Raw genomic sequence first — 26,564 nt, forward strand, 5'->3', positions numbered from 1 at the left:
ACGTCTCCTTTGACTATTGTTTTTTTCTGATAATCCGGGCAAGCTCCGCGACCGCCGGCCCGATGCTGGTGTGGATGCGTCCGCGTAGGCCGGGACTCACCAGGCCGGCCGCGTCGGACATCGACGCCTGGGCGAGAAAGATGCAGTCGTAGCCGGCCCCTTTCCGCTCGATCGTTTCGGCGATCAGCCGGTCGTGCCCGGCCTTGTCCCCGGCGAGGTTTCGTTTGTACGCCTCGGTCAGGCAGAGGGCGTCGACCTCGGCGTCGGGCGCGCATTTTTTCCGCAGCAGGGCCGCGGAGGGGCCGAGGGTGGTCTCGAGGGTGGCCAGCGCCAGCATGCGCTTGCCCTGCCGGCCGATTTCATCGGTCACGGCGCCGTCGATTCTCACCAGCGGGACGCGCAGGCTGCCGCGCGCGAATTCGCAGAACTCCCCGACCGAGGAGCAGGCGCAGAGAACGGCCGCGCAGTTCTGCCGCTCGGCGAATTTCGCCATGCACAGCAGCTTTTCAAAACATTCCCCGATGCAGCCGGGGTCCTCCCGCAGCATCGGCAGGATGGAGTCGTCGAGGAAATTGACGACCGCCGCCTCCGGGAGCTCCTCGGCGATTTTACGCTTGAGCAGGGGAATGGTGGCGGGCGTCGTGTGGAGGACGGCGACTGAGACGGGCTTTGCTTCCGACATGCTAATCCCTCCGTTAATAGTTGGAGACGTCGTCTCGTTTGACACAGGAGCGGATCAGGTTGAGGATGGTGTCCTCGCTTCCGAATCCGCCCGCCTTGGTGATGAAGGAGAGCTCCTGGCCGCCATGGGAGACGACCGAATGTACGATGCCGGGGAGGATCTCCTCCTGCGGGAGAATCTCCCGCACGTGCAGGCTGTGCAGGATGCCGAAGAGGGTGTCCCCGCCCACGATCAGCAGCAGGTCGACGTCCGTTTCGGCCGCCAGCCGGGCCACGAACGCGCCGGTCTGGACGGCGATCGCGATGTTGAAGGGCGGCGAGCCCTCCGTGCGGGGCAGCTTGACCGTCTTTATCCCCGGAGCGTCCCGCAGGTAGAGCGGCTTGTGCTTCAATATGAGCGCGGGGCCGCGGCGGAGCATCGTCCGCGCGCAGTCGAACTGCTCCTCGTTTTTCTGCCGCGCGTCCCCACTGGAGGCGAACAGCAGCCGCTTGTCGATTTCAATGCTTGGGACGCCTTCGCTCTCCGCGCGCGCGATCTGCCGCCGCGAGACCGCGTTGAGGCTCCCGCAGACGACCAGAACCCGTCCGGGGGCCGCGGGGCGGGGCGGGGCGTCGTACCTGAAGGGGATGAGATCCGGCAGCGTACGGGCCAGCCCCGCGCTGCCGGCCAGCACCGTTCTGGCCTGCGGCTGGCGCTTGAGCATCGCGGCGATGCGGTCGAAATCGGTGTCGCTTTCCGCGTCGAACACGAGGATGCTTCCCTCCTCCTGGCGGGAGAGGTCGAGCGCGTCGAGCTGCCCGCTCTCCACCACGAGGGCGGGCTTTGACGTCTGGGAACGCAGGATGTCGGGAATCCAGCTCGAAACGATGGGGGAGAAGGGATCGTCGAAGAAGACGCTGCGGGTCAGCGGCTCTCGATCCACGTACATGACCCCGTGGCGGGTGGTCCGGCTCTGGGAGGGATATGCGGGGGCGAAACAGAGCGTCGGGCTGCCGAACCCGTCCATCGCGGCGGCCAGTTCGCTGCCGACGTTTCCGCGCAGCGTGGAGTCGGTTTTCTTATAGAGGTAGGGGATCCCCGCGTTCCGCGCCCATTCGGCGATCCGCCGGATATTCTCGTAGGCGGCCTGCAGGCTGTCGTGGCGGCTTTCCGTATCCACGACCAGCACCTCGTGCCGGAGCGCATCGGGGGTCCAGGAATCCAACTTTATCGTTACCAGTGTGGAAATTCCCAGCTTGGAAAACTGGACGCCGGTATCCATCGCGCCGGTGAGATCGTCGGCAATAATCAATAGTTTGCTCAAGCAGTCTCCCTCATCTCTTGTGGGCGCAGACGCTACCGGAGCTTCCTCCAGAGGGTGGTACGGCTGATGCCGAGCCGCCGCGCCGCCTGCACCTGGTTCATATTTTCCTCCCGCAGTACGAAGAGGATGATTTCCTTTTCAATATCCTCCAGCGTCATGTTGGGAAGGATGCCGTAAATGTTGTTGCTCTTCTCCTCGGTGGAAAGCAGGGGTGAAATCACCTGAGCGGAAATGTAGGGCCCCTGCGTAAGCAGCATGGCCTGGTGCAGGACCTTTTCCAGCTGATCGATATTGCCGTACCATTCATAAGAGTGGATACGCTCCAGCGCCTCCCTTGAAACCCCCACCACCTGTTTTCCAAGCTGTTCGTTCTCCTGGCTGATCAGGATGGTGACGATGCTTTCGAGATCCTCCCTGCGCTGCCGGAGCGGCGGGATCCAGACGTGCGAAAAGGCGAACGCCTGGTACAGCGCCGGATCGAAGCGGCCGACCGCGCAGAGGTCCTGCAGGTTGTGCTCGGTGGTGGCGATATGGCGGAAGCGCGCAAGCTGCTCCGAAAGGGCCCGCAGGGCCCGCTGGGCGGCCTCCCCGAGCGTGTCCAGGTGCTCCCACAGGACAAGCGGGCGCTGCCCCCCGACAAAATACCGCTCTGAAAAGAGCTGCTCCATGGTCTGTTCGTCGGCGGCCATGCAGTCGACGGCGAGCAGGGGAGAGGTGTTGTTGTCCTGGTAGACCAGCAGCGCCAGACGGTCCTTGCCCGTCCCGAATTCCCCCTCCAGCAGAAGGTTGGACGGGGTGTGGGAGAGCAGGCGGATTTTTTCCACCGTCTGCTGGTACTCTTCGTTGCGGCTGCTGCACATATTGTAGGAGACGACGGGGAGTTCGTCCGCGTTTTTGACCGAGAGCCCGCGGACCCCTTCGGGCAGGGGCTGTGCCCTGCGGAGGGTAAAGAGGATATACTCCTGCCCCTCTTCTACCGCGACCCGCGACCCCTCGACCTGGCAGGCGTCGCCCGCCTCGCCGCGCACCACCAGCTGCAGGGAACCCGAGGCCGGGACGCGGGAAATCTGTCCCGCGAGGTATCCCGACAGGTCCGGGAAGTCCGAACCGAATTCCCCGTAGGAGTAAAGCTCGCATCCATGCCCGTCAAAAAGTCGGACCGACAGGTCCGCCCCCTTAAACGCCTGCTGGAGCGCCTGGGATTTGCGCTGGTAGAGGCGGATGTAATTTTCCAGATAACCGACCTGCTCCATCGCGCTGCGGATGCTCTCCTCGCCCGAGGTGATCAGCATGCCGTTCATGCCGAGGCTCTTGGCGAGCTGTGTGGTGATCACGTCGCCGATCACCAGCTCCACCTGCTCCTCCCGCAGACGGGTAAGAATGGGGAGCACCTGCTCCTGGCTGTCCACGGTGTAGATGTCGATGTCGCTGCCCAAAAGCCGGCAGATGGAGCTGTATCCGTGGGTGACGGAGGAAAAGCCGACGACGGCTTTCTTCCCCGCGACGTTTTGCGCGATGGTGATCGAGCGGAGGATGTCAAATCCGGAGACGTCAATTTTCACGACGGGGATGAGGTCCTGTGCGGCAATCAGGTCCGCCGTACCGCCGCGCGAAAGGATCACGTCGAAACCGTCCTCAACCGCCTTCCGCGCAAGCGGAACGCCCGCTTCCAGGTTGCTCTCCTCGATGCGGATTTCGTATTCGGGATATTCGGGCGCCAGCGCGGAAAAAAGCGTTTTCAAGCCCTCGTAAGGTGCAACAACAAGAATTTTGATCATGTGATGTCGTCCCCTTCCAAATATTGTAGGGCCATTATATCACACTTGAAAAATAATGGGTCACGGTATCAGCAGCATTTTTCCGGCTTTCCCCGCCTTCAGGGCGGAAAAGGCCTCCTCGTACCGGGAAAGAGGATAGATGCCTCCCACGATCTGCAGGGGGTCCACCCGGCCGCTGCTGATCAGGGAGACACCGTCATACCAGGTGCGGTACATCAGCCGTCCGGTCACGCCGTTGACGCGGGCCTCCTTATAGATAATGGCGTCGTTTGCGTCGACCGAGAGCGGACGGTTCATAAGTCCCACGAGGGTGAAGCGCCCGCCCTTTTTCAGCGCCCGGAACGCCTCGGAAACGACGGAGGCGCTGCCGGTATAGTCGACGATGACATCCGCGCCGGCGCCGCCCGTCAGGGAGAGCACCACGTCGGTGAAGGACTCCTTCCCTCCGTCGATGATCCGGTCCGCCCCCAGCCACGCGGCGAGGTCAAGCTTTTCCGGCGCGAGGTCGAGCGCGAAAACCCGGCGCGCACCCAGCGCGCGCGCCGCCGCCACGGCGAAGAGCCCGATTGGACCGCAGCCGAGGATGAGAACGTCGAGGCCGGCGACCTCCCCGGAGCAGAGCCCGTGCACGGCCACGCCCATCGGTTCAAGCAGGGCGCCCGCCTGGTCGTTGATCGAGTCGTCCAGACGCCACAGGCAGTCCTCCGGAACCGCGATGTATTCGGCAAAGCAGCCCGGGACGTGCACGCCGATGATTTTCATATGTTCACAGATGTGGGCGTTCCCGGTACGGCACTGTACGCAGTCGTTGCAGGGGATATGCGTTTCCCCGGCGACCCGGTCGCCAACGGAAAAGCGGCGAACGCCCTCCCCGGTCTTTACAATGGTGCCCGCGAACTCGTGCCCGAAGACCATTGGGGGACGGACGCGCTCCTGCGCGTAGGGGGTCCAGTCCAGGATGTGCATATCGGTCCCGCAGATGGCGGCGGCCCCGACCTTGACGAGGACCTCGCCCGCCCCGGCTTCCGGTACCGGAAGGTCCTGGCGGTAGCGGGCTCCGCTGCCGGGGGCTTCCTTAATCAATCCCTTCATTGAGCATCCCTCACTTTCCTTTCGCTATGATCATTATAAGCCCGGCAATCGGCGAGGTCAATATTTGATGTGTTTCAATATAAAACATTATTCATCGTTTTGAATTTTAAAAAGGGGAAATTTTAAAAATAATCGATTTATTATTGCATTTAAAGATCAATTTTTACTTTTATTTCAGTAATAATTGAGACATAAAGTTAAAATGATATGAAAAATGTTTCATAATTAAACCAAAAGAGTATTGTCAGAACGAAAACCTTGTGCTAGGATAAACATGAACAAGAAATGGATGCGTTTGTGAAATGATCTTAGACAATATTCTATCTGGGGGGATTCGGCATGCATCTGCCGCGGATTGCAATCACAATGGGAGACCCTGCCGGGATCGGAGCGGAGACGGCGGTTAAGGCGATCGCCTCGGGAAAGCCCGCGGAATGCTGCCTGCCGGTCTTGATCGGGGAGCGCCGTGCGGTTGAGGACGCGATGTCTTTCTGCGGACTTTCGCTTCCCATCCGGGAGGTCGAAGGGTTCGCCGGGGCGGATCCGACGCCCGGGACGCTCAATCTGCTCAATCTGGGCGTGCCGGCATACGGTTCCTGGAAATATGGGACCGTCTCGGCTGCGGCCGGGGAGGCCGCCTTCCAGTACATAAAACGCGCGATCGATCTGGCGCTGTGCGGACAGGCGGACGCGGTGGTGACCGGGCCGATCAACAAGGAGGCGCTGCACCTGGCGGGTTACGCCTATGCGGGCCACACCGAAATATTTGCGGAGCTGTCCGGAACGAAATCCTACGCCATGCTGCTCACCACCCCGGCGCTGCGGGTCATCCACGCGACGACCCACGTATCCATGCGGCGCGCGTGCGAGCTGATCACGCGGGAACGGGTCGAGGAGGTCGTCCGCCTGGCGGACCAGGTGATGCGCCGCATGGGAATCGCAAGGCCGCGCATCGCGGTGGCGGGGCTCAATCCCCACTGCTCGGAAAACGGCCTGTTCGGTACCGAGGAGGCGGACGTGATCATTCCGGCGGTCAGGCGCTGCGCGGCGGCGGGGCTGGACGTGGACGGCCCGCTCCCGCCCGACACGGTGTTCACCAAGGCCGTTTCCGGACTCTACGACGTGGTGGTCGCAATGTACCACGACCAGGGCCACATCCCGGCAAAGCTGATGGGCTTCCGGATGGACCCGGTCACGAAGGAATACGAGTCGGTCAGCGGCGTCAACACCACGGTCGGACTGCCGTTCATCCGTACCTCGGTCGACCACGGAACGGCATTTGACCGCGCGGGACAGGGCCGGGCAAACCCGGAAAGCATGCTGGATGCAATCGAAATGGCGGCGCGGATGTGCGGCCATTCCGCAGAGGCATATACAGGACGGAATCAGGCTCTTCGGGGCCGGCGGGAGGAATCAGAATGAAGCTGGGAATGTACACGGAGGAGATCGTAAGGCCAACGGTGGAGGAGCTCTTCCAGGCGGTCCGGGGATATGGATTCGGCGAAGTGCAGTTCGACTTTGTGTCCGCCTGCGGGGTGCAGATACCGGAACGGATCGACGACGCGCTTGTCCAGCGGATACACGACGCGGCCGATCACAACGGCGTCGTCATCCGGGCGGTCAACGGGACCTTCAACATGATCCATCCGGACAAAGCGGTGCGCAAGGAGGGAATCCGGCGCTTTGAGCAGATCGCGCAGGCCTGCGAGCCGATGGGCTGCAACCTGATCACCCTCTGCACCGGTTCGCGCGATCCGGACAACATGTGGGCGTTCCACCCGGACAGCACGACGGAGGAGGCGTTTTCCGACCTGCTGGACACGACGGAGGCACTGCTGAAGATCGCGGGACGGTACAACTTGTTCCTAGGCGTGGAAACGGAGCCAGGCACCAGCACGAACTCGCCGCGGACCTCCCGGCGCCTGCTGGACCATTTCGGTTCGCCGCGGCTCAAGATCATCATGGACTGCGCGAACCTCTTCGGTCCAGGCAGGGCCTACCGGCAGTATGTGCGGGAGACGATCAAGGAGGCCTTCGACTATCTGGAGAAGGACATCATCCTGGCACACGGCAAGGACATCAAAGAGGGGCCGGGCGTCTCGTGCACCGCGCCGGGCCGCGGGATTGTGGATTACGACTACTTTTTGGAGCGGCTGCGCGCCTGCGGCTACGAGGGCCCGATGATCCTGCATGGCATCAAGGACGAGGCGGATTTTCCCGCTTCGGTGGCGTTCATGAAGGAGAAGGTATGGGCCGGCGGCTACCGGTAAACGTGCGGACGGCATCCGCTTGAACAGGAGAAGGGTGACGAACGAATGGAAAACAATCTATTGGAGCTAAAGGGAATCTGTAAATCCTTCTATGGCGTTCCGGCGCTGGTAAACGTGGATTTCTCCGTCCAGGCGGGCAAGGTGCACGCGCTGGTGGGCGGGAACGGAGCCGGAAAAAGCACGCTGATGAAGATCCTCACCGGCGTCTATACAAAAGACGACGGAGAAATCATCCTGAACGGCCAGCCGGTCCAGCTGAAGAGCTACGGCGACGCCGTGGCGAACGGCATCAGCATGATCTTTCAGGAAATGAGCGGGGTCCCGACGCTGAGCGTGACCGAAAACATTTTCTTGAACAACGAGATCAAAAGAGGCCAGTTCCTCGACCGCCGCGCGATGCGGCAGAAGGCGGTAGAGCTTCTGGAAAAGCTCGACGTGAAGGTCGACCCCGACGCAACGCTCGCGAGCCTGAGCGTGGGACAGAAGCAGATGGTGGAGATCACCAAGGCGCTGGCGCGGAACACGCGGATTCTGGTCATGGATGAGCCGACCGCTTCGCTGACCCACAGCGAGGTCGTCAAGCTGTTCGGCATCATCCGAAACCTCCAGAGCCAGGGGATCTCAATCGTCTACATCTCGCACCGCATGAACGAAATCATTGAGATCGCCGACGACGTGACGATCCTGCGCGACGGATGCCGCGTTGCGCATCTGGAGAAGGAGGAGCTGTCTCTGGAGGCGATTATCTCCAACATGATGGGCAGCAAAAGCGCCTCGTTCGAATGGCTGCCGCCGGACCACGAGTTTGGCGAGGAACCCCTGCTCGAGCTGCAGGATGTGACGGTCAACGACTGGATCGAGCATGTGAACCTGTCGCTCCATAAGGGGGAGGTGCTCGGGATCGCGGGGCTGCTCAGCAGCGGGCGCTCGGAAATCCTGGAAACCATTTTCGGAATCCGCAGGCTGAGATCGGGCAGTATCCGAATCGAGGGCAAGCCGGTGCGGATCAACTCGGTGAACGACGGGATCAAAGCGGGCATCGGGCTGGTCCCGGAGGACCGCAGGACGCATGGCCTGGTATTGATGCATTCCGTTAAGGACAATTTGACCATTCCCTTCCTGAACAAGCTGAACAGGGGACCGTTGCTTGACGAGGGCAAAATTGCCGGCGTAACCAACGAAGCGATCGAGGACCTGAACATCAAAACCGATTCGATCGACAAGATCGTCGCCCAGCTTTCGGGAGGAAATCAGCAGAAGATCGTCATTGCGAAATGGCTGAAATCCGATATGAAAATCCTCCTTCTGGACGAGCCGACGGCGGGAGTGGATATCGGGGCCAAAAAGGAATTGATCAGCATTATCCGCTCGTTTGCAAACCAGGGAAACGGCGCGATCTTTGTCTCCTCGGAAATGGCCGAGCTGATGTCGGTCTGCGACCGGATCCTGATCATCAAAAAGGGAACGTTCATCGAGGAATTCACCCACGCAGAAATTGCATCAGAGGAGGTCCTTCAGAATGCGATCCAGCATTGAGAAGTTTAAAAAGGATTTTACCATTCAGAAGTATATCGTCTATATCGCCTTTGTGGCGGCGTTCATCATCTTTGCGGTCCTCTTCCAGGGCAAAGGCTTCCTGACGCCGCGCAACCTGACCAACGTGGTCAAGCAGACCTCGATGGTCGCGGTCATGGCCTATGCCATGTGCTTCGTCATCGGCTGCGGCCAGATCGACCTGACAGTCGGACCGAATGCCGCGCTCTCCGGGCTGGTCGCCGCCATCATCATCCGGGAGACCGGAAGCGTGGTGCTGGGCGTCATCGGAGCTTTGGCGGTCGGCTTCGTGATCGGTACGATCAACGGAAACCTGCTGGTCTATACCGGCCTGCCGGCCTTCCTGATCACGATCGGCATGCAGATTATCATCAAGGGCACGGCCATGTGGATTGCCGATAACAGCGCGGTCCCGGTCATCAGCAAATCCTTCAACCGGGTCTTTGGAAACGGCACGCTGTTCGGAATACCGGTGCTCATCATCTGGAGCCTTGTCTTCCTGGTCGTGATGTACATACTTCTGAATAAAACCTCCTTCGGCAAACGGGTGCTGGCAGTCGGCGGCAACCAGATGGCCGCCCAGTACTCCGGCATCAACGTGAACCGGGTCAAGAAGCAGGCGATGCTGATGACCGGCCTGCTGGCCGCCTTTGCGGGCCTGATGTACGCGGGCCGCCTCGAGGCCGCGCATTACGCCTACGGCGAAGGCGTCGAGATGAACATCATCGCGGCGGCCGTACTCGGCGGCGCGAACATGAACGGAGGCGCGGCCTCCATCGTCGGGGCGCTCTTCGGCGCGCTGCTCATGGGCATGGTGGACAACGGCCTGGTCATCGCGGGCATGAGCGTCAGCCAGCAGATGATGGTGCGCGGCACGGTTATCATCGTGGCGACGGCGCTGGGCAATGTCAAACGGAGACGCTGAAATCCATAAACGGGAGGACGATTATGTATACGATTTTTGACCCGGTCATGCTGGGACTGAAGACCCCCTACGAGGAGATCATTCCGCTGGTTGCAAAGCACGGAATCGGCGGCGTGGCGATCTCCCCGGAGATGCTCGACGACGGGGGACGGGCGATTGAAGCGGACAAAATGATGAAGGACTACGGCCTCAAATGGGGAACGCTGCCGTTCGCGGAGGACTTCTATGCCAAGCAGGTGGACGACGCGCTGTTTGAAAAGGGGCTTGACCGCCTCAAGAGATGGTGCGACATCTGCGGCAGGATCGGCCTGACGCGCTCCTACAACCACATTTGGTCGGGCAGCGACACGCGGGAGTTCGACGAAAACTTCGAGTGGCATGTCCGCAGGATGGAGAAGGTCCACCAGGTCCTGAAGGATCATGAGATGTTCTACGGCCTGGAGTTTTTGGGCCCCAAGCCGATCCGCGACAGCTACAAGCATCTTTTCGTACATACGATCGCGGGCGTGCTGGCCATCGCGGGCGCGGTCAGCAGGGAGATCGGCTTCCTCTTCGACGTCTATCACTGGTACTGCGGCAGCGGCCGGTGGGACGACGTCTACTTCGCGGCGCAGAACACCGACAGGATGCTCTGCATCCACCTCGACGACGGCATCGCCGGGGTGGCGCGGGACGCGCAGCAGGACTTTGTGCGCGCCATGCCGATGACGACGGGCGTCATCGACGCGAAAAAGATCGTGGGCCTCTTCGCCCAAAACGGATACGACGGGCCGGTGCTCTGCGAGCCGCTCGGCGATCCGGTGCGGCGCCTGGCCGCCATGCCGCTTGAGCAGGCGGTCGGGGAGGTTGCCGCGGCCTATACCCGCACGCTGGCTGTTTGAGACGGTTTTCGGAGGAAAGGAGCGCGCAATGGATCGCTTTTCAAATCTGCAAAAGCTTTTGGAGCAGTTTGTCTCCATGGACGCGGGACCGTCGGGGTGCGCCCTGTCGGTGACAAAGGATGGAGAGAGCCTCTTTGAGGGCTACTGCGGCTGCGCGGACGCCGAGTCGGGCCGGCCGGTCGGTCCCGACACGCTTTACCGCACCTACTCCTGCACAAAGGTTGTGACGGCCGCCGCGTTTATGCTGCTGCTGGAACGGGGGCTGGTGCAGCTGGACGACCCGGTGTCCGAGTACCTTCCGGAGTTTAAGGATTCGCTGGTGTGCCACTACACGGGGAACAACATGGAGAGTCTGCGCCCGGCGCGGAGTCCCATGCGTCTCAAGCATTTGGTTACGATGACCTCGGGGCTCACCTACGATGGGGACCTGAACACCACCCAGCGGGCGGTCAAGGCGATAATCACCGACGTGAACCGCGACGGCATGCCCCTGAGGGAGTTCGCCCGCCGCGCCTCGAGGGTGCCGCTGCGGTTCGAGCCGGGCGCCGGCTGGAACTACGGCGTCAGCCACGACGTGCTGGCGGCGGTCATCGAGGTGGTCTCGGGCAAGAAATTCAGCGAATACCTCACGGACGAATTCTTTACCCCCCTGGGGATGAAGGACACCTCCTTCTTCCTGCGGCCGGACCAGGAGGAGCGGCTTGCCGTTCTCTACCGGTATGAAAACGGCGCCAGGGTCCCCAACCGGGAGGAGGAATTTAAATTCCGTCCGACCTATCAGCTGGAAAGCGGCGGCGCGGGGCTCCTCTCCACGCTGGGCGACTTTTCAAAATTCGGGGAGATGCTCGCGATGGGCGGAACCTACCGGGGCGTCCGCATCCTGGGGCGCAAGACGATCGACCTGATGCGGCAGAACCAGCTCTGCCCGGAGGCGCTGAAGGACTTCCGGGACACGCATAAAAACGGATGGGAGTTCATGTCCGGCTATGGCTACGGGCTCGGCGTCAAAACGCTGATGAACCTGGCGGAGGCGAACACCGCGGGCACGCCCGGGGAGTTCAGCTGGGCGGGCGCGGCGGGAACGCTGCTTCTGGCCGACCCGGAGGAACGGCTGTCGATCTGCTATATGCACCAGCTGCTGCCGGGCAACCGGGAGGGGTACTGCCACCCGAGGATTCGCAACGTGGTCTATGGACTGCTTTAAATTCAACAAAATAAAAATGGAGGTATTGTCATGGGCAAAATGAAAGGCGTCGCATTTCTCGGCAACGGCAAACTGGAGATCCGGGAATATGATATCCCCGCTCCGAAGGAGAACGAGGTGCTGGTCAAGGTCAAGGCTTCGTGCATCTGCCGCAGCGATATGAATCTCTACCACGACACGAAGGAATCCCCCTATATCCCCGGCCACGAGCCGGCGGGCGTCGTCGAGGCGGTGGGCGGCAGCGTTTCCAGCGTCGCGCCGGGAGACCGCGTCGCGGTCTATCTGGCGGTGGGCTGCGGCCACTGCGAGTTCTGCCAGTCCGGGTATGTGATGCAGTGCCCCGAGTTCAAGTGCATCGGCTTCCAGCAGGACGGCGGAGACGCGGAGTATATCGTGGTCCCGCAGGAGTGCTGCCTGAAGATTCCCGACAGCATGAGCTTCCTGGAGGCCGCAACCTCGACCGACGCGTTCGGCGGCCTCTACGCCGCGCAGAAAAAGATGGGCGTCAGCGGCAGCGACACCGTTGCGATCTTCGGCATCGGCCCGATGGGCGGCGCCGGCGTTCTGGCGGCGAAGGCGCGCGGCGCGTTCGTAATCGCCTGCGATGCGGTTGAGCTGCGCCTCGAAAAGGCCAAGGAGCTGGGCGCGGACGTCTGCATCAACGTGACCAAGGAGGACGCCGTCGCCAAGATCCGCGAGCTGACCGGCGGCAAGGGCGCCGACGTCTGCATGGACCTCTCGGGCACCGAGAAGGGACAGGTCGCCGCGCTGGAGGCCACCCGCGTCATGGGCCGCATGGGTTTCATGGGCGAGAACCACAAGGCGACGATCGACCCGCGCGAGCACATCATCGGCAAGCAGCTCCACGTGTTCGGCAACTGGTATTTCCCGCTCTTCCTCTATCCCGAAATCCTGCACGTGATCGAGAGCCGGAAGGTTCCCCTTGCCAAGCTCGTCTCCCACACCTTCAAGCTGGAAGAGGCGGAGAAGGCGTTCAAGATGTTTGACAACCACGAGACGGAAAAAGTCGTCTTCCTCATGGACTGACGGGAGGAAATTGATATGAAAATCGGATACGCTACAAACAGCTGGGGGATCGGCGGCGGAAGCGGCGGCGGCGTCTGCTCCGCGAAGGACCTCTACTATGAAATTTTTGAAGACAACCGCACCTCCTTCGAGCAGATCCACGCCAACGGCCTGCGCTACGCGGAGATCTTCGAGGGCAACGCCAGAAGGTACCGCACGGACAAGGAGAAGTTCCTCAAGGACCTCAAGGACTTTGATATGGAAATCTGCGGCGTCTACACCGGCGGAAACTTCATCTTCCCCGACCTTCTGGAGGAGGAGCTCTACCGGATCGACGAGCTCTGCGGACTGCTGGAGGAGCTGAAAATCCCCTTCATGATCACCGGCGGCGGCGCCATCCGCCACGGCGGCGTGCGCGAGGAGGACATCGTGAACCTCGCCAAGGCGCTTGACCAGGTGGACGACATCGCGAAAAAGCACGGCATCAAGACCGGCTACCACCCGCATCTGGGCACGACCGTGCTGACGGGCGAGCAGATCGACAAGGTGATGAGCCTTTCAAAGATCAACCTCATCCCCGACATCGCCCACATCTCCGCTGGCGGCAGCGATCCCTTCGAAGTCGTCAAGAAATATGCCGACCGCATTGAATACGCCCATATCCGCGACTACGGCGACGGAAAGTTCCGCCTGCTGGGCGAGGGCAAGGTGCGCATCCGCGAGATCATGGATCTGCTGCTCGAAAAGAACCCCGATATCTTTTTCACCATCGAGACGGCCGACGGCGCGTGCGACGACCCGGATTACGGCATCAAGCGTTCGGTGGAGTACATCAACGATTACTTTAAGAGCCGCGGATAACACGAGGAATCAAATCCGCCTTCTCCCCGGCAGGGGAGAAGGCGGTAAGATGGATAAGGAGGAAAGATATGAAACGGATTCTGGGATTACTCTTGGCAACGGCACTGGTTATGACCTGCTTCTTCGGGTGCGCGGGAGAGCCCGCGGCAGCGCCCGCGCCGGACGCGCCTGCCGCGCCGGCTGAGGACGCGGCGCCGGCTGAAGACGCCGCGCCCGCGGAGATCGAGCTTCCCGACATGCCCACCCCGCCCGAGGAGCTGCTGGGCGAGATGGGCCAGGCGGCCGCCTCGATCAACGACATCGTCATCACCGACGAGCAGAGAGAGGCCATCCGCGCAAAAAATCTGACCTGCGCGATCCTCTACCACACCTCGGGCGACGACTACACCGCGGCCCATCTGGCGGGCGTGCAGAGCGCCTGCGACGAGCTGGGCATCGAGATCGTGGCCACGACCGACGCGAAGTTCAAGGCGGAGCAGCAGGCGGTCGACCTTGAAAACGTCCTGGCGCTCAACCCCGACATCATCATCTGCAACCCCTGCGACCAGACCACCATGGGCGAGATGTGGAAAGAGGTCAACCGCCTGGGCATCAAGACCTCCTTCAACGACGCCGTCCCGGTTGACCTGGCGGAGGACGAGTACACCAGCTCCGCCACCTCCGACGCCTACGGCAACGGCGTGGCGGCCGGCAAGATCATGGCCCGCGAGCTGGGCGGCAAGGGCAAGGTAGCGATCTTCACCTTTATCACCACCGGCCCCTCCATCCCCCGCCGCACCGGCGGCTTCCGCGACTACATCACCAAGTACTTCCCCGAGATTGAAATTGTCACCGAAGAGGGCTTCACCGACCCGAACAAGGTCTCCGAGCTGGCGGACGCGGTCTTCGCGAAGCACCCCGATCTGGATGGCGCGTTCGCCGTCTGGGATGTGCCGGCCGAGGGCGTCATGTCCTCCGCGAAGAGCATGGGCTATGACGATTTCGTCATCACCACCATCGACCTTGGCACGAACGTGGCCAGAATCATCGCCGAGGACGGCATGATCAAGGGCCTGGGCGCGCAGCAGCCCTACGGGGTCGGCCGCGCCGAGCTGCTGAGCGCGGCTCTGGCCTGCGTGACCGATGACTATCCCAAGTACATCGTGCTTGAGCCGGTCGAGGTCAACAAGGACAACGTCGCCGATATGTGGAAGGAAATTTATGCGAAGGACGCCCCCGAGGAAGTGCTGAACGCTCTCAAGGGGTAAACGGAAAAACAGCCCGACAACATGCAGCCCGCTTTGCCCACGGGACAGAGTGGGCTGCATGTTTCGCGGCTTCCAGGAAATAAGGAGGGCGACGATATGGAAAAGTCGGCGGCAATCATCCAGACGAGCGCGGTTTCCTCGGCGGAGCTGGCGCAGCTCTGCGCGGAGCTGCTTCCGGGCGTGAGGATCCACCAGATCATCGACGACAGCCTCATCAGGGAGGTCAACGCCAACTGCGGCCCCACGCCGGGCGTGCGCCGCAGGATGTATGCCTACTATCAGAGCGCGCAGTCTTTGGGCGTGGACGCGATCCTCAACCAGTGCTCGAGCGTGGGAGAGGTCGCGGACCAGATCGCCCCCTTCGTCGACGTCCCCGTCGTCAGGATTGACGAGGCGATGGCGCGCGAGGCGGTCCGGCTCGGTAAAAAAATCGGGCTGGTCGCCACGGTGGAGTCCACCGTGGGGCCGAGCGGCCGGCTGATCGAACGCGCGGCGCGGGAGGCGGGAAAGGAAATCCGCCTGAGCCGGCGGCTGGTGCAGGGCGCCATGATGGAACTGATCGAGCATAAAAATGTGGAAAAGCACAACGCCATGGTGCTCGGGGAGGTCGAGGCGGCGGCGCGGGAAAACGACGTGGTCGTTTTGGCGCAGGGAAGCATGACCGTCCTGCTCCCGCTGCTCGGGCACATCCAAAAGCCGGTTCTCACCAGCCCGCGCCTCGGCGTGGAATCGCTGCGGGCGGTTTTGGGGCGGGGGGATTGAGGAGGTCGAAACGATGAAACAGCTGGACTGCCTCTTTATCGGCAACAGCACCGAAGATGTGATGATGCGCGTGAGCCGCCTTCCGGACAGCGACGAGCGGGTTGTCGCGGGTGATTTTGTCCGCTGCTGCGGCGGGGTCTCAAGCAACGCGGCGGTCGCCTTCCATACGCTCGGCGGGACCGCCGGGGTGATCACGACGGTGGGCGACGACGGCACGGGCAGGTTCATTGCGCAGAATTTCCAAAAGCACGGGATGGAATATCTGAACCTCATCCCGATCCCGGAGGCGCACTCCTCCATCAGCGTCATCCTCGTGGAGGAGGACGGCAAGCGCAGCATCGTCAATTTTGGGGGCAACATCATGCGGCTCACCTTTGAGATGCTCGACCCCGAGGTCCTCAAAAGCGCCGGGATGGTGCACCTGGGCCTGCTCGCCCCCGGCTTCATGCTGGACGTCGCGCGCTTCTGCAAGCGGGAGGGCATCGGGGTTTCGGTGGACGGGGGCAACCTGAGCCGGGAGGTGACCGACGAGCTGCTCCCCTGCTGCGACCTGTTCATCCCCGACCAGGCGACTGCGCGGAAGACCCTCGGGCTCGACCCGGAGGACGCCTGCCGCTACTATGTGGAGCACGGCGCCGCATTCGCCTGCGTGACGGCGGGCGCGGCGGGGTCGTTCGCCTATGACGGGCGGACGCTCTACCATGCCGGCGCGCTGGATATCCCTATCGTCGACACGACCGGGGCGGGCGACAACTTCCACGGCGCGTTCCTCTATGCCCGGGGACAGGGCTGGGATATCCAAAAATGCCTGTGGTTTTCCAACGTCTTCGCGAGCCTGACCTGCCGCGGCATGGGCGGACAGTCGGCGGTTCCCACGCTGGAGACGGTCTTAGAATATCTCTGAAAATGCGGGACGGCATGGCTTTGGAGGCGTTTCGGAAGACGCATGGCGCGCCGCGCCTCCCGTCCGGCGAACAAGGCAAGGAGGAATCGGCATGAACTGTCTGATTGGAACCGACATCGGCACCTCGGGCACCAAGACAATCGTGATGGATACGTCGGGCGCCCTGCTGGCTTCCGACTACATGGAATACGACCTGCTGACCCCGCGGGCCCTCTGGGCGGAGCAGCGGCCGCAGGTGTGGGTCGACGCGGTCAGGGCGACGATCCGGGGCGCCGTGCGGAAGGCCGGGGTCCCCGCGGAATCGGTAAAGGGCATCTGCGTCAGCGGCCTTTACGGCGGGTCCGGGATCCCGCTGGACGAACGGATGGAACCGGTGCGCCCCTGCCTCATCTGGATGGACCGGCGTGCCGGAGAGCAGGATCGCTGGGTGTCGGAGCAGATCGGCCGGGAGCGGGTCTATGAGGTCACCCACAATGGGACCGATCCCTACTACGGGTATACGAAGATCCTCTGGATCAAGCAGAACGAACCGGAAAACTGGGAACGGATCCGGCTGTTCCTGCCTCCGAACGCCTACGCGATATACCAGCTCACGGGGGAGGTCGCAATCGACTATTCGTCCGCGGGCAATATCGGCGGGATTTTCGACCAGACGCAGCGGAAATGGTCGGATGAGATGCTGGAGGCAATGGGAATCCCCAAGCGGATGATGCCCGAACGGATTGTGGAGTCGAGCGAGGTGGTGGGGGGACTCACCGCGGAAGCGGCGGCCGAGCTGGGACTGCTGCCCGGGACGCCGGTGTGCGCGGGCGGCGTCGACTGCGTCGTCGCCACGCTGGGACTCGGAATCCTCGAACCCGGACAGTACGCGGCCGCGATCGGCACGTCGATGTGCGCGGCGCTGGTGCACGACCGTCCGCTTAACGGGCGCGGACTCATTGAGATGCCCTACGTCAAGGACGCAAAGACGCTCTCCTACTCGTTTGGCGGCGCTGCGACGGCGGGCGCGCTGATCAAGTGGTTCCGCGACAATTTCGCGCGGCTGGAAAAACAGGTGGAGGCGGAAGGCGGGGAGAACGCCTACCGGATACTCGACCGGGAGGCGGAAACGCTGCCCGCCGGGAGCGAGGGGCTGATCGCGCTGCCCTATTTTATGGGAGAGCGCAGCCCCGTCTGGGATACGGACGCGCGGGGAGTCATCCTGGGACTCTCCCTCAGCCACACCCGCGCCCATGTGTACCGCGCGCTGCTCGAAGCGGTCGCCTTTTCCCTGCGGCACACGATGGAGAGCGCGGGGGCGGAAATCGGGGAGAGCATCCTGGTCGCGGGCGGCGCGGCCAAATCGAAGCTCTGGAAGAAGATCCTCGCCGATGTGACGGGACACACGGTCACTTCCCCGCAGAGAGACGTGGAGGCAAATTTGGGAGACGTGATCCTCGCCGGCGTAGGCGCGGGAGTGCTGACCTATGAGGACGCGGCCTCCTGGCAGGTGCTCGGCGAGCGGGTGCACCCCGATCCCGGGACAAAAAAGGTCTATGACGGATACTACAAAATTTATCGCTCGGCTTACGAGCATCTCGTTCCGGACTTGAAAGCCCTTTCCGCCCTGAACCGCTGACACCGGAGCGGCACACTAAAAACGGTCCCGCGCCCCTTGAGGGCACGGGACCGTTTTTGCCGGTAGAAAGCGTGCGCGGGGGCGTCAGAGCCGCCAGCGGATTGAGACTTCCTGGGTTCCGTCAGGCTGTCGCTCGCCGACCGAGACGGAGTCGACGAGCAGCGCGATCAGCTCGCGCGGCATGGGTTCGAGCCGCAGGAGCGCTTCCGCCCGTTCCGCCAGACGGCCGGGCGGCTCCGGGGGGGCCTCCCGCATCCGGGCTTCCAGCGCGTCCAGCCGTGCCTCGAGCGCCTGCCGCTCCTCCCGGAAGCGCGCGCTCATCCCGGAAAATTCCTCCCGCCCGATGAGACCGTCCACCCGGTCGAGGTAGAGCGCGCGCAGCGCGTCCATACGCCGGGCAATCTGGTTTCGCAGGTCCTGCGCCTCCGCCCGCTCCCGGCGGAGGCTGCCCTCCGCTTCGCCGGGGGGCAGCAGCCGTTCGGGGTGGGAAAGCCGGTAGCGGGCGCGCACGAGCATGCGGATGCGTTCCTCCACGACGCCGGTAAGCGCGTCGAGGCGGACCGAATGGCGGGTGCAGCGCGGGCATGACCGCGAGGAGGCGTAGAGCCCGCATTGCAGATAGGAGCGCCGCTTCCCCTTGTAGAGCTGCGACACCTTGACGAGCGGCCCGCCGCAGCCGGCGCACCGCGCGATGCCGGCGAGCGGATGGGGCTCGCCCGTCCCGCCGGAACGGGTGCGGCGGTCGAGCAGCGCCTGAACCGCGTCGAAGGACGCCCGGTCGACAATCGCCTCGTGGGTCCCCTCCACACGGCACCATGCCTCCTTCGGGACCGCGGCGCACGTCTTGGATTTGTAGCTCACCCGGTGCTTGACGCCCTGCACCATCGTGCCGACATAGAGCTCGCTGCGCAGAATCCGTCCCACCGTGGTGCGGTTCCAAAGTCCGCCGCCGGTTTCATTGCGGATCCAGCCGCGCGCACGCCTGTAGGCGGCGGGGCTGGGGATTCCCCGCTCGTTGAGCAGGGCGGCGATCTTCTGCTTGCCGAATCCCTCCAGACAGAGGGAGAAGATGGTCCGGACCGCCCCGGCCGCCTCCGGTTCTATCACAAGGTGGTTGTGGTCGGCGGGGTCCTTTCGGTAGCCGTAGGCCGGGATGCTGCCGAGATATTTGCCCGCGCCGCGCTTTTGCGCAAACACCGCCCGGATGTTCTCCGACAGGTCCTCGAGATACCACTCGTTGATGAGCCCGTTGATCTGGCGGGCCTTTTTGCCGCCCTTGAGGTCGGTGTCGACGTGGTCCACCACCGCCACGAACCGGATGCCCCACAGTGGGAACAGCCCGTGAAGGTACTTTTCTACGAGCTCCATGTCGCGCGTGAAACGGGACTGCGTCTTGCAGAGGACGATCTGGAATTCCCGCCGCTCGGCGGCGGCGAGCATGGCGTTCCAGCCGGGGCGGTCCCGGTCGGCGCCCGAATAGTCCTCGTCGCAGTAGACCGCGCCGACCTCCCAGCCCTGGCTTGCGGCGTAGGCGGCCAGCATCGCCTTCTGGTTCTGGATGCTCTCGCTCTCCTGGACCTTTTCCGCGTCCTCCCGGCTGAGCCGGCAGTAGATCGCGCAGGTCATGCTTCCGTGCCTCCCGCGTCCTCCCGCCCGGCGGGCGGCGCGGGCGTTTCCCCGCGGCGCAGGGCGCGGGCGAGATACTGGTCGACCGCTTTCTGGAGGGCTTCCGTCCGCGCCTGCCCGGACGCGGAGCAAAAGGTCTCGGTGACGACGAAAACGGCGGGTTTCATAGGCTTCACCTCACCACAGCCTATGAGGCGGACAACGCTCCCTATGCCGTCCCCGAACGGAAAAAAGGGCCGGCGCTTTCCCTGATGACGATGTAAGGCGATGCTTCGCCGCCCCGAAGGAGAAGGGGAGGGCTATTTTTCCGTGTACCGCCGGATATGCTCCCGGAGCTTGCCGAAGGTCTCCTCGCTGATGCCGTGCTCCATCCGGCAGGCGTCCGCCGCGGCGGTTTCGGGGGAGACGCCCAGCGCGGTCAGCCAGTCGGTCAGGCAGCTGTGGCGCTCGTAGATGCGCTCGGCGATTTCACGGCCCGCGGCGGTCAGCTCGATCCAGCCCTCTTTATCCATCGTGATATAGCCGTTCTCGCGGAAGAGGCTCATGGCCCGGCTCACGCTCGGCTTGGTAAAGTTCATGTGGCGCGCCACGTCGATCGAACGGACCGCGCCCGCCTTCTTTTTTAAGACCAGGATCGCTTCCAGGTAATTTTCCGCGGACTCTTGAATACGCATGGTAATCTCCCTCGCTGTTGTTGGCCTGAGGAAACAAATTTGTGGGAACTCCACAGATTTATTTCCTTTCGTCTGCGCTTATTCTAACACAGTTCCTTTTTACGTGCAAGGCGGGAAAATTTTTTCGTCAAAGGATTGACAAAATAGGTTAGCAATGGTAAACTAAGCCCGTAAAAGGTTAGACAAAACTAACTGCATGCCGGGCGGGGCCGCCCGCATAGCGAAATAAAAGAAAGGAGAACAGCGGAGATGCCGTTAACGATGGCACGGACAGGCGAACGGGCGATCGTCAGGGAAATCCATGGGAAGGAAGAAACCCGGCGTTTTCTGGAGAGCCTCGGCTTTGTGGAAGGCGGAAACGTCACAATCGTTTCGGAGATGGGCGGCAGCCTGATCGTCAATGTGAAGGACACCCGGATTGCCCTGAGCAGGGCGATGGCAAGCAAAATCATGGTTTGAGGAGGACCGGTATGAAAACACTCAAAGAGGCCAAATGCGGAGAAACGGTGACCGTCGCCAGGCTGGGCGGCGAGGGGGCGCTCAAGCGGCGGATCATGGATATGGGCATCACCAGGGGGACCCCCGTCTTTGTGCGCAAGGTGGCGCCGCTGGGCGATCCGGTGGAGATCACCATCCGCGGATACGAGCTGTCCATCCGCAAGAACGAGGCGGAAAACATCCTCGTCGAATAGGCGGGAGGAACCGGCGGCGCGGCCGCATTTTTTTTGGCGTCACAGTTAGTTATTGCTAACATAAGATTTACAAGCCAGCGGGGAAACCCGCAGAGGGGGTAAACGGAAATGGCAATCAAGCTTGCGCTCGCAGGCAATCCGAACTGCGGCAAGACGACGATGTTCAACGACCTGACCGGTTCGAGCCAGTATGTGGGAAACTGGCCGGGCGTTACGGTCGAAAAGAAGGAGGGAAAGCTCCGGGGGCATAAGGACGTGATCGTCACCGACCTTCCCGGCATCTACTCGCTTTCTCCCTATACGCTCGAGGAGGTCGTCACCCGGGACTACATCATGAACGAGCGCCCCGACGTCATCATCAACCTCGTGGACGGCTCGAACATCGAGCGAAACCTTTACCTGACCACCCAGTTGACCGAGATGGGCATCCCGGTGATCATCGCGCTGAACATGATGGACATCGTCAAAAAGAACGGCGACCGGATCGATACCCGGAAGCTGACGGAGGAGCTCGGCTGCGAGGTGATCGAGACTTCGGCGGTCAGGGGCATCGGCTCGAAAGAGGCGGCCGACCGCGCGGTTCAGATGGCGAAGGCGGGGGTCGGAACCCAGCCGCAGCACACCTTCTCGGGGCCCGTGGAGGACGCGCTGGCACGGATCCGGGAGCTGGCCGGGGAGCTCGTCCCGGCGGAGAACGCCCGGTGGTACAGCATCAAGCTGTTCGAGCGGGATGCGAAGGTGCTTGAGCAGCTCCAGCTCCCTGCGGACGTGAAGGTGAACCTAGAGACGGTCGTCTCCGACTGTGAAAAGCAGTTCGACGACGACAGCGAGAGCATCATCACCAATGAGCGTTACCGGTACATCGCCGGGCTGATGAAAGACTGCGTACATAAAAAGAACGCCGGCATGACCACGTCGGACAGGATCGACAAGGTGGTCACCAACCGCTGGCTGGCCCTGCCGATCTTCGCGGCGGTCATGTTCGTCGTCTACTATGTGTCGGTCAGCTGGCTGGGCGCCATCGCCACCGACTGGACCAACGACACCCTCTTCGCGGAGACAATCCAGCCTCTCGTCGGCGGCTGGCTCGAAGCGGCCGGCGCCGCCGGATGGCTTAACGGCCTCGTGGTGGACGGCATCATCGGCGGCGTGGGCGCGGTGCTCGGGTTCGTCCCGCAGATGTTCATCCTCTTCTTCTTCCTCTCCATCCTCGAGGACTGCGGCTATATGGCGCGCGTGGCCTTCATCATGGACCGAATCTTCCGCAAATTCGGCCTCTCGGGCAAGTCGTTCATCCCGATGCTGATCTCCTCCGGCTGCGGCGTGCCGGGAATCATGGCGACCCGCACGATCGAAAACGAGAAGGACCGCCGCATGACGATCATGACGACCACCTTCATCCCCTGCGGCGCGAAGCTGCCGATCATCGCGCTGATCGCCGGCTCGGTCTTCACGGAGATCACCTGGATGGCCCCGGCAACCTACTTTTTCGGCATCTTCATGGTCATCATCTCGGGCGTCATCCTCAAAAAGACGAAGCTGTTCGCGGGCGACCCCGCCCCCTTCGTCATGGAGCTTCCGCAGTACCACTTCCCGGCGCCCAAGGGCGTGCTGATCCACATGTGGGAGCGCGGCAAGGCGTTCATCATCAAGGCCGGCACCGTCATCTTCGTGGCGTGCGGCGTGATCTGGTTCCTCCAGAACTTCGGCTTCACGGCCGGCGGCTTCGGTATGGTGGACGATGAGAACGCGAGCATGCTCGCGGCGATCGGCAATCTGCTCGCCCCGATCTTCGCCCCGCTGGGCTTCGGCAACTGGCAGGCGGCCGTGGCGAGCGTCTCCGGCCTGGTGGCGAAGGAGAATGTCGTCGGCACCTTCGGCGTGCTGTTCGGACTCGGGGAGGTCGGTGAGGACGACCCGGCGCTGCTGGCATCCCTGCCCGCCCTCTTCGCGACGAGCGCGAGCGCCCTGGCCTTCATGGTCTTCAACCTGACCTGCGCCCCCTGCTTCGCCGCGATCGGCGCGATCCGCAGGGAGATGATGAGCGCGAAATGGACCTGGTTTGCGATCGGTTACATGACCGGGATGGCGTACGTCATGGCTTTCATCATCAACCAGCTCGGCGGGGCGTTCTTCTACGGTGTGCCGTTCGGGGCCGGACAGGTGCTCGCGCTCTGCTGCGTGGCCGCCCTGCTCTACCTGCTCTTCCGCAGTTACAACCCCGATAAGAGGATGCGCAGGCCCGCGGCGGTCGGCGCGGGCGCCTGACAAAACCAAACGCCTCCGCCCTCTCCAGCCGCGCGGGAGGGCGGAGGAATCCACCGACGCGGCGGAAAGCGAGGACTCTTATGGTTACCTGGGTGATCTTGGGCATGATCCTGCTGGCGGCCTTCTGCGCGGTACGGTACGCGGTGCGCAAGGCAAAGAACGGCGAGTGCGTCGGGTGCTCCGCCTGCAAGAGCCATGCAGGCTGCCACTGCGGGCACACGGCGCCTCCCGGCCATGACGGACGCTGAGCCCCTCTGTTGAAACATCGCTCACATCGTGCACATCACCTCCAAAAACCGCCGCCCCGACGCGTTCGCGTCGGGGCGGCGGTTTTACGGGCTATTTTTGCCGGGGCTTTCTGTGCAGCTTCAGGTCGATCCCGCCGTCCGACGCGGCCTGCCGGAAGAGGTCCGCGGCCAGCCCGGCCCGGGCCTTCAGGTCTTGGGGACCGCCGGGGGCCGCCTCCTCCGCCGCGAGCCGCTCCATGACGCGGCGGACGTCGGAAAGCGGGAGGAGGTTCACGGCGACGCAGAAGAAGGTCTTGCGCCGCCCGTCGTTAAAGCGCGCCAGCAGCTCCCGCAGGATGGCGGCCTTTTCGTCGAGCTCCGCCCGGAAGGCGGGCAGGCCCTCCGCCTTCAGCCTGTCCAGGTCCCGGCGGGTATTCCGGGAGGGCAGGAGGAGGTCGTAGGGAGGAGGCTCGAGATAGCGTTCGCAGGGGTAGGCGGGACAGTCGCAGCAGAATTCGACCCCGCCGTGCTCCCGGCCGCACCGGATGACCGCGCAGGGCTGGTGCCCCTCCCCGCCGCCGCAGCCGGGACAGCCGTTCTCCATATGGTGGATGGGGCAGAGGCCGCAAAAGAGGCCGCAGAGGGAAAAAGAGGGATACTGCCGCCGGTAATCCTTCATCCGGGCACCTCCGATATGGTTTGGGCGTCGGGCGTACTGATGCCAGTTTACCGCGCCCGCGGCCCGATGTCAAATTGATTGGATTGGGAACGCCCGCATGGGGGGAGGTGCCATCAGCAATCGAGGTCTTCACGTCGTGCAGGATGACCCCGTCGAGCGAATCCGCGTCGGAGGAGCAGTGGATCAGCTCGACCTGTTCACAGCGGCCCTCGGCGGCGGCGGCGACGCGCTTCATCAGCGTGGATTTTCCCGTCCCGGGGCCGCCCTTTATGACGAATTCACGCCACCCGCCCGCAGGGTCGGCGAGCTGGTCAAAACGCGAAACGAACCCCTGCGGCGTGTTCGCTCCGAGGAAGAAGTGTAAGGGTTCCGCGGTATGATTCATAAAAAATCCTCCTAAAACGATGATTACTTCATGGTATTCGTTTTTGGGGGATTTGGTTCATTCCCGCGCGGCGCGCGAAAGGGCCCTGAACGGTTTTTGAAAAACCGTTCAGGGCCCCCGGGAATCCGGGAGAGGAAACGTCAGAGGTTTTTGACGTTCAGCGCGCGGGTGGCGTTGAGGATGGCGATCACCGAAACGCCCACGTCGGCGAAGACGGCCTCCCACATGTTTGCGTCGCCCATCGCGCCGAGCAGGAGCACGAGCGCCTTGACGGCGAGCGCGAAGACGATGTTCTGCCGCACGATGGATAGCGTCCGGCGGGAGATTTTGATCGCGGTCGCGAGCTTGGAGGGGCGGTCGTCCATGATGACCACGTCGGCGGCCTCGATGGCCGCGTCGGAGCCGAGCCCGCCCATCGCGATGCCGACGTCGGCGCGGGAGAGCACGGGCGCGTCGTTGATGCCGTCCCCCACAAAGGCGAGCACGCCGCGCGGGGATTTTTCCGCGAGCAGGCGCTCCATCCGGTCGACCTTGTCGGCGGGGAGCAGACCCGCGTGGTATTCGTCTAGGCCGAGGTCCTTCGCCACCTGGGCGGCGACCGGCTCGGCGTCCCCGGTGAGCATCACCGTTTTGTGCACGCCGGCCCCGCGCAGGGCGGAGACCGCCTCGCGGGCGTCCTCCTTGACCTCGTCGGAGATCACGATGTGCCCCGCGTATTCCCCGTCCACGGCGACGTGGACGATCGTGCCGGGCAGGTGGCAGTCGTGCCATACGGCGCCTGAGTCGTCCATCAGCTTTCCGTTTCCGGCGGAGACCCTGCGCCCGTCGACCGCGGCCCTCACGCCCCGGCCGGAAATTTCCTCCACGCCGGCGACGCGGGCCTCGTCGGGCTCCTTCCCGTAGGCCGCCCGCAGGGAAAGGGCGATCGGATGGCTTGAATAGCTCTCGGCGAGGGCCGCCAGCTCGAGCAGCCGGTCCTCGGAAATCTCGTCGGGATGCACCGCCGTGACCTGGAAGGATCCCTTGGTGAGGGTGCCGGTCTTGTCGAAGACGACCGTCTCGGTCCCGGCGAGCGTCTCAAGGTAGTTGCTGCCCTTGACGAGGATGCCGCATTTGGACGCCCCGCCGATGCCGCCGAAAAAGCTCAGCGGCACCGAGATGACGAGCGCGCAGGGGCAGGAGATGACCAGGAAGATGAGCGCGCGGTGGACCCACATCGAGAAGGAACCGCCGGTGACGAGCGGCGGGACGACCGCGAGCAGGGCCGCGCCGATGACGACGGCGGGGGTGTACCAGCGGGCGAAGCGGGTGATGAAGTTTTCCGCCTTCGCCTTTTTGCCGCTCGCGTTCTCGACGAGATCGAGGATTTTGGCGACGGTCGATTCCCCGTAGACGCGGGAGACGCGGACGGTGAGCAGGCCGCTCAGGTTGATGCACCCGCTGATGACCGCGTCGCCGGGCGCGGCGTCGCGGGGGAGGGATTCGCCGGTGAGCGCGGCGGTGTCGAGCGTGGAGCTGCCCTCGGTGATCACGCCGTCGAGCGGCACCCGCTCGCCCGGCTTCACGACGATCAGGTCGCCGACGGCGACCTCCTCGGGGTCGACCCGCACAAGCTCGCCGCCCCGGCGGACGTTGGCATAGTCGGGGCGGATGTCCATCAGGGCGGAGATCGACTGGCGCGAGCGCCCGACCGCGTAGCTCTGGAAGAGCTCGCCCACCTGATAGAAGAGCATGACGGCGACCCCTTCGGGGTACTCGCCCACGAAAAAGGCGCCCACCGTGGCGACCGCCATCAGGAAATTCTCGTCGAACACCTGCCCGCGCGCGATGTTGCGCAGCGCGCGCAGGAGCACGTCGCCGCCGATGACGAAGTAGGGCAGGAGAAAGAGGGCGAGCCGGAGGACGC

At 63.1% G+C, this 26,564-nt stretch carries 26 protein-coding genes; 17 read left to right on the forward strand and 9 right to left on the reverse strand.

Translation table 11 applies throughout. From position 1 onward, the window contains the following. Positions 1 to 13: 13 nt before the first annotated feature. Genes RDM88_RS01605 through RDM88_RS01620 form a run of 4 tightly spaced genes read right to left on the reverse strand, consistent with a single transcriptional unit; the run spans position 14 to position 4,855 of the window. Positions 14 to 682: an aspartate/glutamate racemase family protein gene (locus RDM88_RS01605; RefSeq protein ID WP_308752558.1), complete on the reverse strand. Its 669-nt coding sequence runs from the start codon at positions 680 to 682 to the stop codon at positions 14 to 16. A gap of 13 nt (positions 683 to 695) precedes the next feature. Further along, positions 696 to 1,985 (reverse strand): four-carbon acid sugar kinase family protein, encoded by a 1,290-nt coding sequence (locus RDM88_RS01610; protein ID WP_308752560.1) that lies wholly within the window; start codon positions 1,983 to 1,985, stop codon positions 696 to 698. Positions 1,986 to 2,017: 32 nt separating this feature from the next. Further along, a complete protein-coding gene (locus tag RDM88_RS01615; protein ID WP_308752562.1) occupies positions 2,018 to 3,763 on the reverse strand; it encodes a PrpR N-terminal domain-containing protein in 1,746 nt (581 codons plus the stop codon). Between the two features lie 60 nt (positions 3,764 to 3,823). Then, positions 3,824 to 4,855 carry an alcohol dehydrogenase catalytic domain-containing protein gene (locus RDM88_RS01620; protein ID WP_308752564.1) on the reverse strand — a complete coding sequence of 344 codons (1,032 nt, stop codon included), beginning with the start codon at positions 4,853 to 4,855 and terminating at the stop codon, positions 3,824 to 3,826. Between the two features lie 339 nt (positions 4,856 to 5,194). Between RDM88_RS01620 and pdxA the strand changes: the two genes are divergently transcribed. From pdxA to RDM88_RS01680, 12 genes are all read left to right on the forward strand, one after another. Continuing rightward, a complete protein-coding gene (gene pdxA, locus RDM88_RS01625; protein ID WP_308752566.1) occupies positions 5,195 to 6,277 on the forward strand; it encodes a 4-hydroxythreonine-4-phosphate dehydrogenase PdxA in 1,083 nt (360 codons plus the stop codon). Then, the gene (locus RDM88_RS01630) at positions 6,274 to 7,125 is read left to right on the forward strand and encodes a sugar phosphate isomerase/epimerase family protein (RefSeq protein WP_308752568.1); all 852 of its coding nucleotides are present in this window, start codon (positions 6,274 to 6,276) and stop codon (positions 7,123 to 7,125) included. The genes pdxA and RDM88_RS01630 overlap by 4 nt, the downstream gene beginning before the upstream one ends. 45 nt (positions 7,126 to 7,170) lie before the next feature. Further along, complete coding sequence (locus RDM88_RS01635; protein WP_308752570.1) at positions 7,171 to 8,661, forward strand: sugar ABC transporter ATP-binding protein; 1,491 nt, start codon at positions 7,171 to 7,173, stop codon at positions 8,659 to 8,661. Continuing rightward, entirely contained in the window at positions 8,645 to 9,604 is a 960-nt protein-coding gene (locus RDM88_RS01640; RefSeq protein WP_308752572.1) for an ABC transporter permease, read from the forward strand. Before RDM88_RS01635 ends, RDM88_RS01640 begins: the two co-directional genes overlap by 17 nt. 23 nt (positions 9,605 to 9,627) lie before the next feature. Further along, positions 9,628 to 10,485, forward strand: a complete 858-nt coding sequence (locus RDM88_RS01645; protein WP_308752574.1) for a TIM barrel protein — start codon at positions 9,628 to 9,630, stop codon at positions 10,483 to 10,485. 28 nt (positions 10,486 to 10,513) lie between these two features. Continuing rightward, positions 10,514 to 11,689, forward strand: coding sequence for a serine hydrolase domain-containing protein (locus tag RDM88_RS01650; protein WP_308752576.1), 1,176 nt, complete (start codon positions 10,514 to 10,516; stop codon positions 11,687 to 11,689). A gap of 30 nt (positions 11,690 to 11,719) precedes the next feature. Next, entirely contained in the window at positions 11,720 to 12,736 is a 1,017-nt protein-coding gene (locus tag RDM88_RS01655; RefSeq protein ID WP_308752578.1) for an alcohol dehydrogenase catalytic domain-containing protein, read from the forward strand. A 15-nt stretch (positions 12,737 to 12,751) separates the two neighbouring features. Continuing rightward, positions 12,752 to 13,576 carry a TIM barrel protein gene (locus tag RDM88_RS01660; protein WP_308752580.1) on the forward strand — a complete coding sequence of 275 codons (825 nt, stop codon included), beginning with the start codon at positions 12,752 to 12,754 and terminating at the stop codon, positions 13,574 to 13,576. 68 nt (positions 13,577 to 13,644) lie between these two features. Beyond that, positions 13,645 to 14,823 (forward strand): substrate-binding domain-containing protein, encoded by a 1,179-nt coding sequence (locus tag RDM88_RS01665; protein ID WP_308752582.1) that lies wholly within the window; start codon positions 13,645 to 13,647, stop codon positions 14,821 to 14,823. A 96-nt stretch (positions 14,824 to 14,919) separates the two neighbouring features. After that, positions 14,920 to 15,585: an aspartate/glutamate racemase family protein gene (locus RDM88_RS01670; RefSeq protein WP_308752584.1), complete on the forward strand. Its 666-nt coding sequence runs from the start codon at positions 14,920 to 14,922 to the stop codon at positions 15,583 to 15,585. A 13-nt stretch (positions 15,586 to 15,598) separates the two neighbouring features. After that, positions 15,599 to 16,489, forward strand: coding sequence for a carbohydrate kinase family protein (locus RDM88_RS01675; RefSeq protein WP_308752586.1), 891 nt, complete (start codon positions 15,599 to 15,601; stop codon positions 16,487 to 16,489). Positions 16,490 to 16,580: 91 nt separating this feature from the next. Then, on the forward strand, positions 16,581 to 18,107 hold the full coding sequence (locus tag RDM88_RS01680) for an FGGY-family carbohydrate kinase (protein ID WP_308752588.1): 1,527 nt from the start codon (positions 16,581 to 16,583) through the stop codon (positions 18,105 to 18,107). A gap of 84 nt (positions 18,108 to 18,191) precedes the next feature. Here the strand turns inward: RDM88_RS01680 and RDM88_RS01685 are convergent, their stop codons facing one another. From RDM88_RS01685 to RDM88_RS01695, 3 genes are all read right to left on the reverse strand, one after another. Continuing rightward, positions 18,192 to 19,733: a recombinase family protein gene (locus tag RDM88_RS01685; protein ID WP_308752590.1), complete on the reverse strand. Its 1,542-nt coding sequence runs from the start codon at positions 19,731 to 19,733 to the stop codon at positions 18,192 to 18,194. Then, positions 19,730 to 19,900: a hypothetical protein gene (locus tag RDM88_RS01690; RefSeq protein WP_308752592.1), complete on the reverse strand. Its 171-nt coding sequence runs from the start codon at positions 19,898 to 19,900 to the stop codon at positions 19,730 to 19,732. Before RDM88_RS01690 ends, RDM88_RS01685 begins: the two co-directional genes overlap by 4 nt. A gap of 132 nt (positions 19,901 to 20,032) precedes the next feature. Further along, a complete protein-coding gene (locus RDM88_RS01695; protein WP_308752594.1) occupies positions 20,033 to 20,407 on the reverse strand; it encodes a metal-dependent transcriptional regulator in 375 nt (124 codons plus the stop codon). A 249-nt stretch (positions 20,408 to 20,656) separates the two neighbouring features. Between RDM88_RS01695 and RDM88_RS01700 the strand changes: the two genes are divergently transcribed. The 4 genes from RDM88_RS01700 to RDM88_RS01715 all read left to right on the forward strand — a co-directional run bounded on the left by RDM88_RS01700 (position 20,657) and on the right by RDM88_RS01715 (position 23,615). Then, positions 20,657 to 20,866 (forward strand): FeoA family protein, encoded by a 210-nt coding sequence (locus tag RDM88_RS01700; protein ID WP_308752596.1) that lies wholly within the window; start codon positions 20,657 to 20,659, stop codon positions 20,864 to 20,866. 11 nt (positions 20,867 to 20,877) lie between these two features. Further along, positions 20,878 to 21,099 carry a FeoA family protein gene (locus RDM88_RS01705; RefSeq protein ID WP_308752598.1) on the forward strand — a complete coding sequence of 74 codons (222 nt, stop codon included), beginning with the start codon at positions 20,878 to 20,880 and terminating at the stop codon, positions 21,097 to 21,099. 108 nt (positions 21,100 to 21,207) lie between these two features. Next, positions 21,208 to 23,367 (forward strand): ferrous iron transport protein B, encoded by a 2,160-nt coding sequence (feoB, locus tag RDM88_RS01710; protein ID WP_308752600.1) that lies wholly within the window; start codon positions 21,208 to 21,210, stop codon positions 23,365 to 23,367. A gap of 80 nt (positions 23,368 to 23,447) precedes the next feature. Continuing rightward, a complete protein-coding gene (locus RDM88_RS01715; RefSeq protein WP_308752602.1) occupies positions 23,448 to 23,615 on the forward strand; it encodes a FeoB-associated Cys-rich membrane protein in 168 nt (55 codons plus the stop codon). A gap of 91 nt (positions 23,616 to 23,706) precedes the next feature. Here the strand turns inward: RDM88_RS01715 and RDM88_RS01720 are convergent, their stop codons facing one another. Next, complete coding sequence (locus tag RDM88_RS01720; protein WP_308752604.1) at positions 23,707 to 24,273, reverse strand: DUF3795 domain-containing protein; 567 nt, start codon at positions 24,271 to 24,273, stop codon at positions 23,707 to 23,709. Between the two features lie 178 nt (positions 24,274 to 24,451). Here RDM88_RS01720 and RDM88_RS01725 point away from each other — a divergent pair, with 178 nt between their 5' ends. Then, entirely contained in the window at positions 24,452 to 24,637 is a 186-nt protein-coding gene (locus tag RDM88_RS01725; RefSeq protein WP_308752606.1) for a hypothetical protein, read from the forward strand. A gap of 161 nt (positions 24,638 to 24,798) precedes the next feature. On the opposite strand, the gene RDM88_RS01730 is transcribed toward RDM88_RS01725, so the two are convergent. After that, positions 24,799 to 26,564: heavy metal translocating P-type ATPase (locus RDM88_RS01730; protein WP_308752608.1), on the reverse strand; the 1,766-nt coding region annotated here is incomplete at its 5' end.

This window comes from uncultured Anaerotruncus sp. (assembly GCF_902490045.1).
GTDB lineage: Bacteria > Bacillota > Clostridia > Oscillospirales > Ruminococcaceae > Anaerotruncus.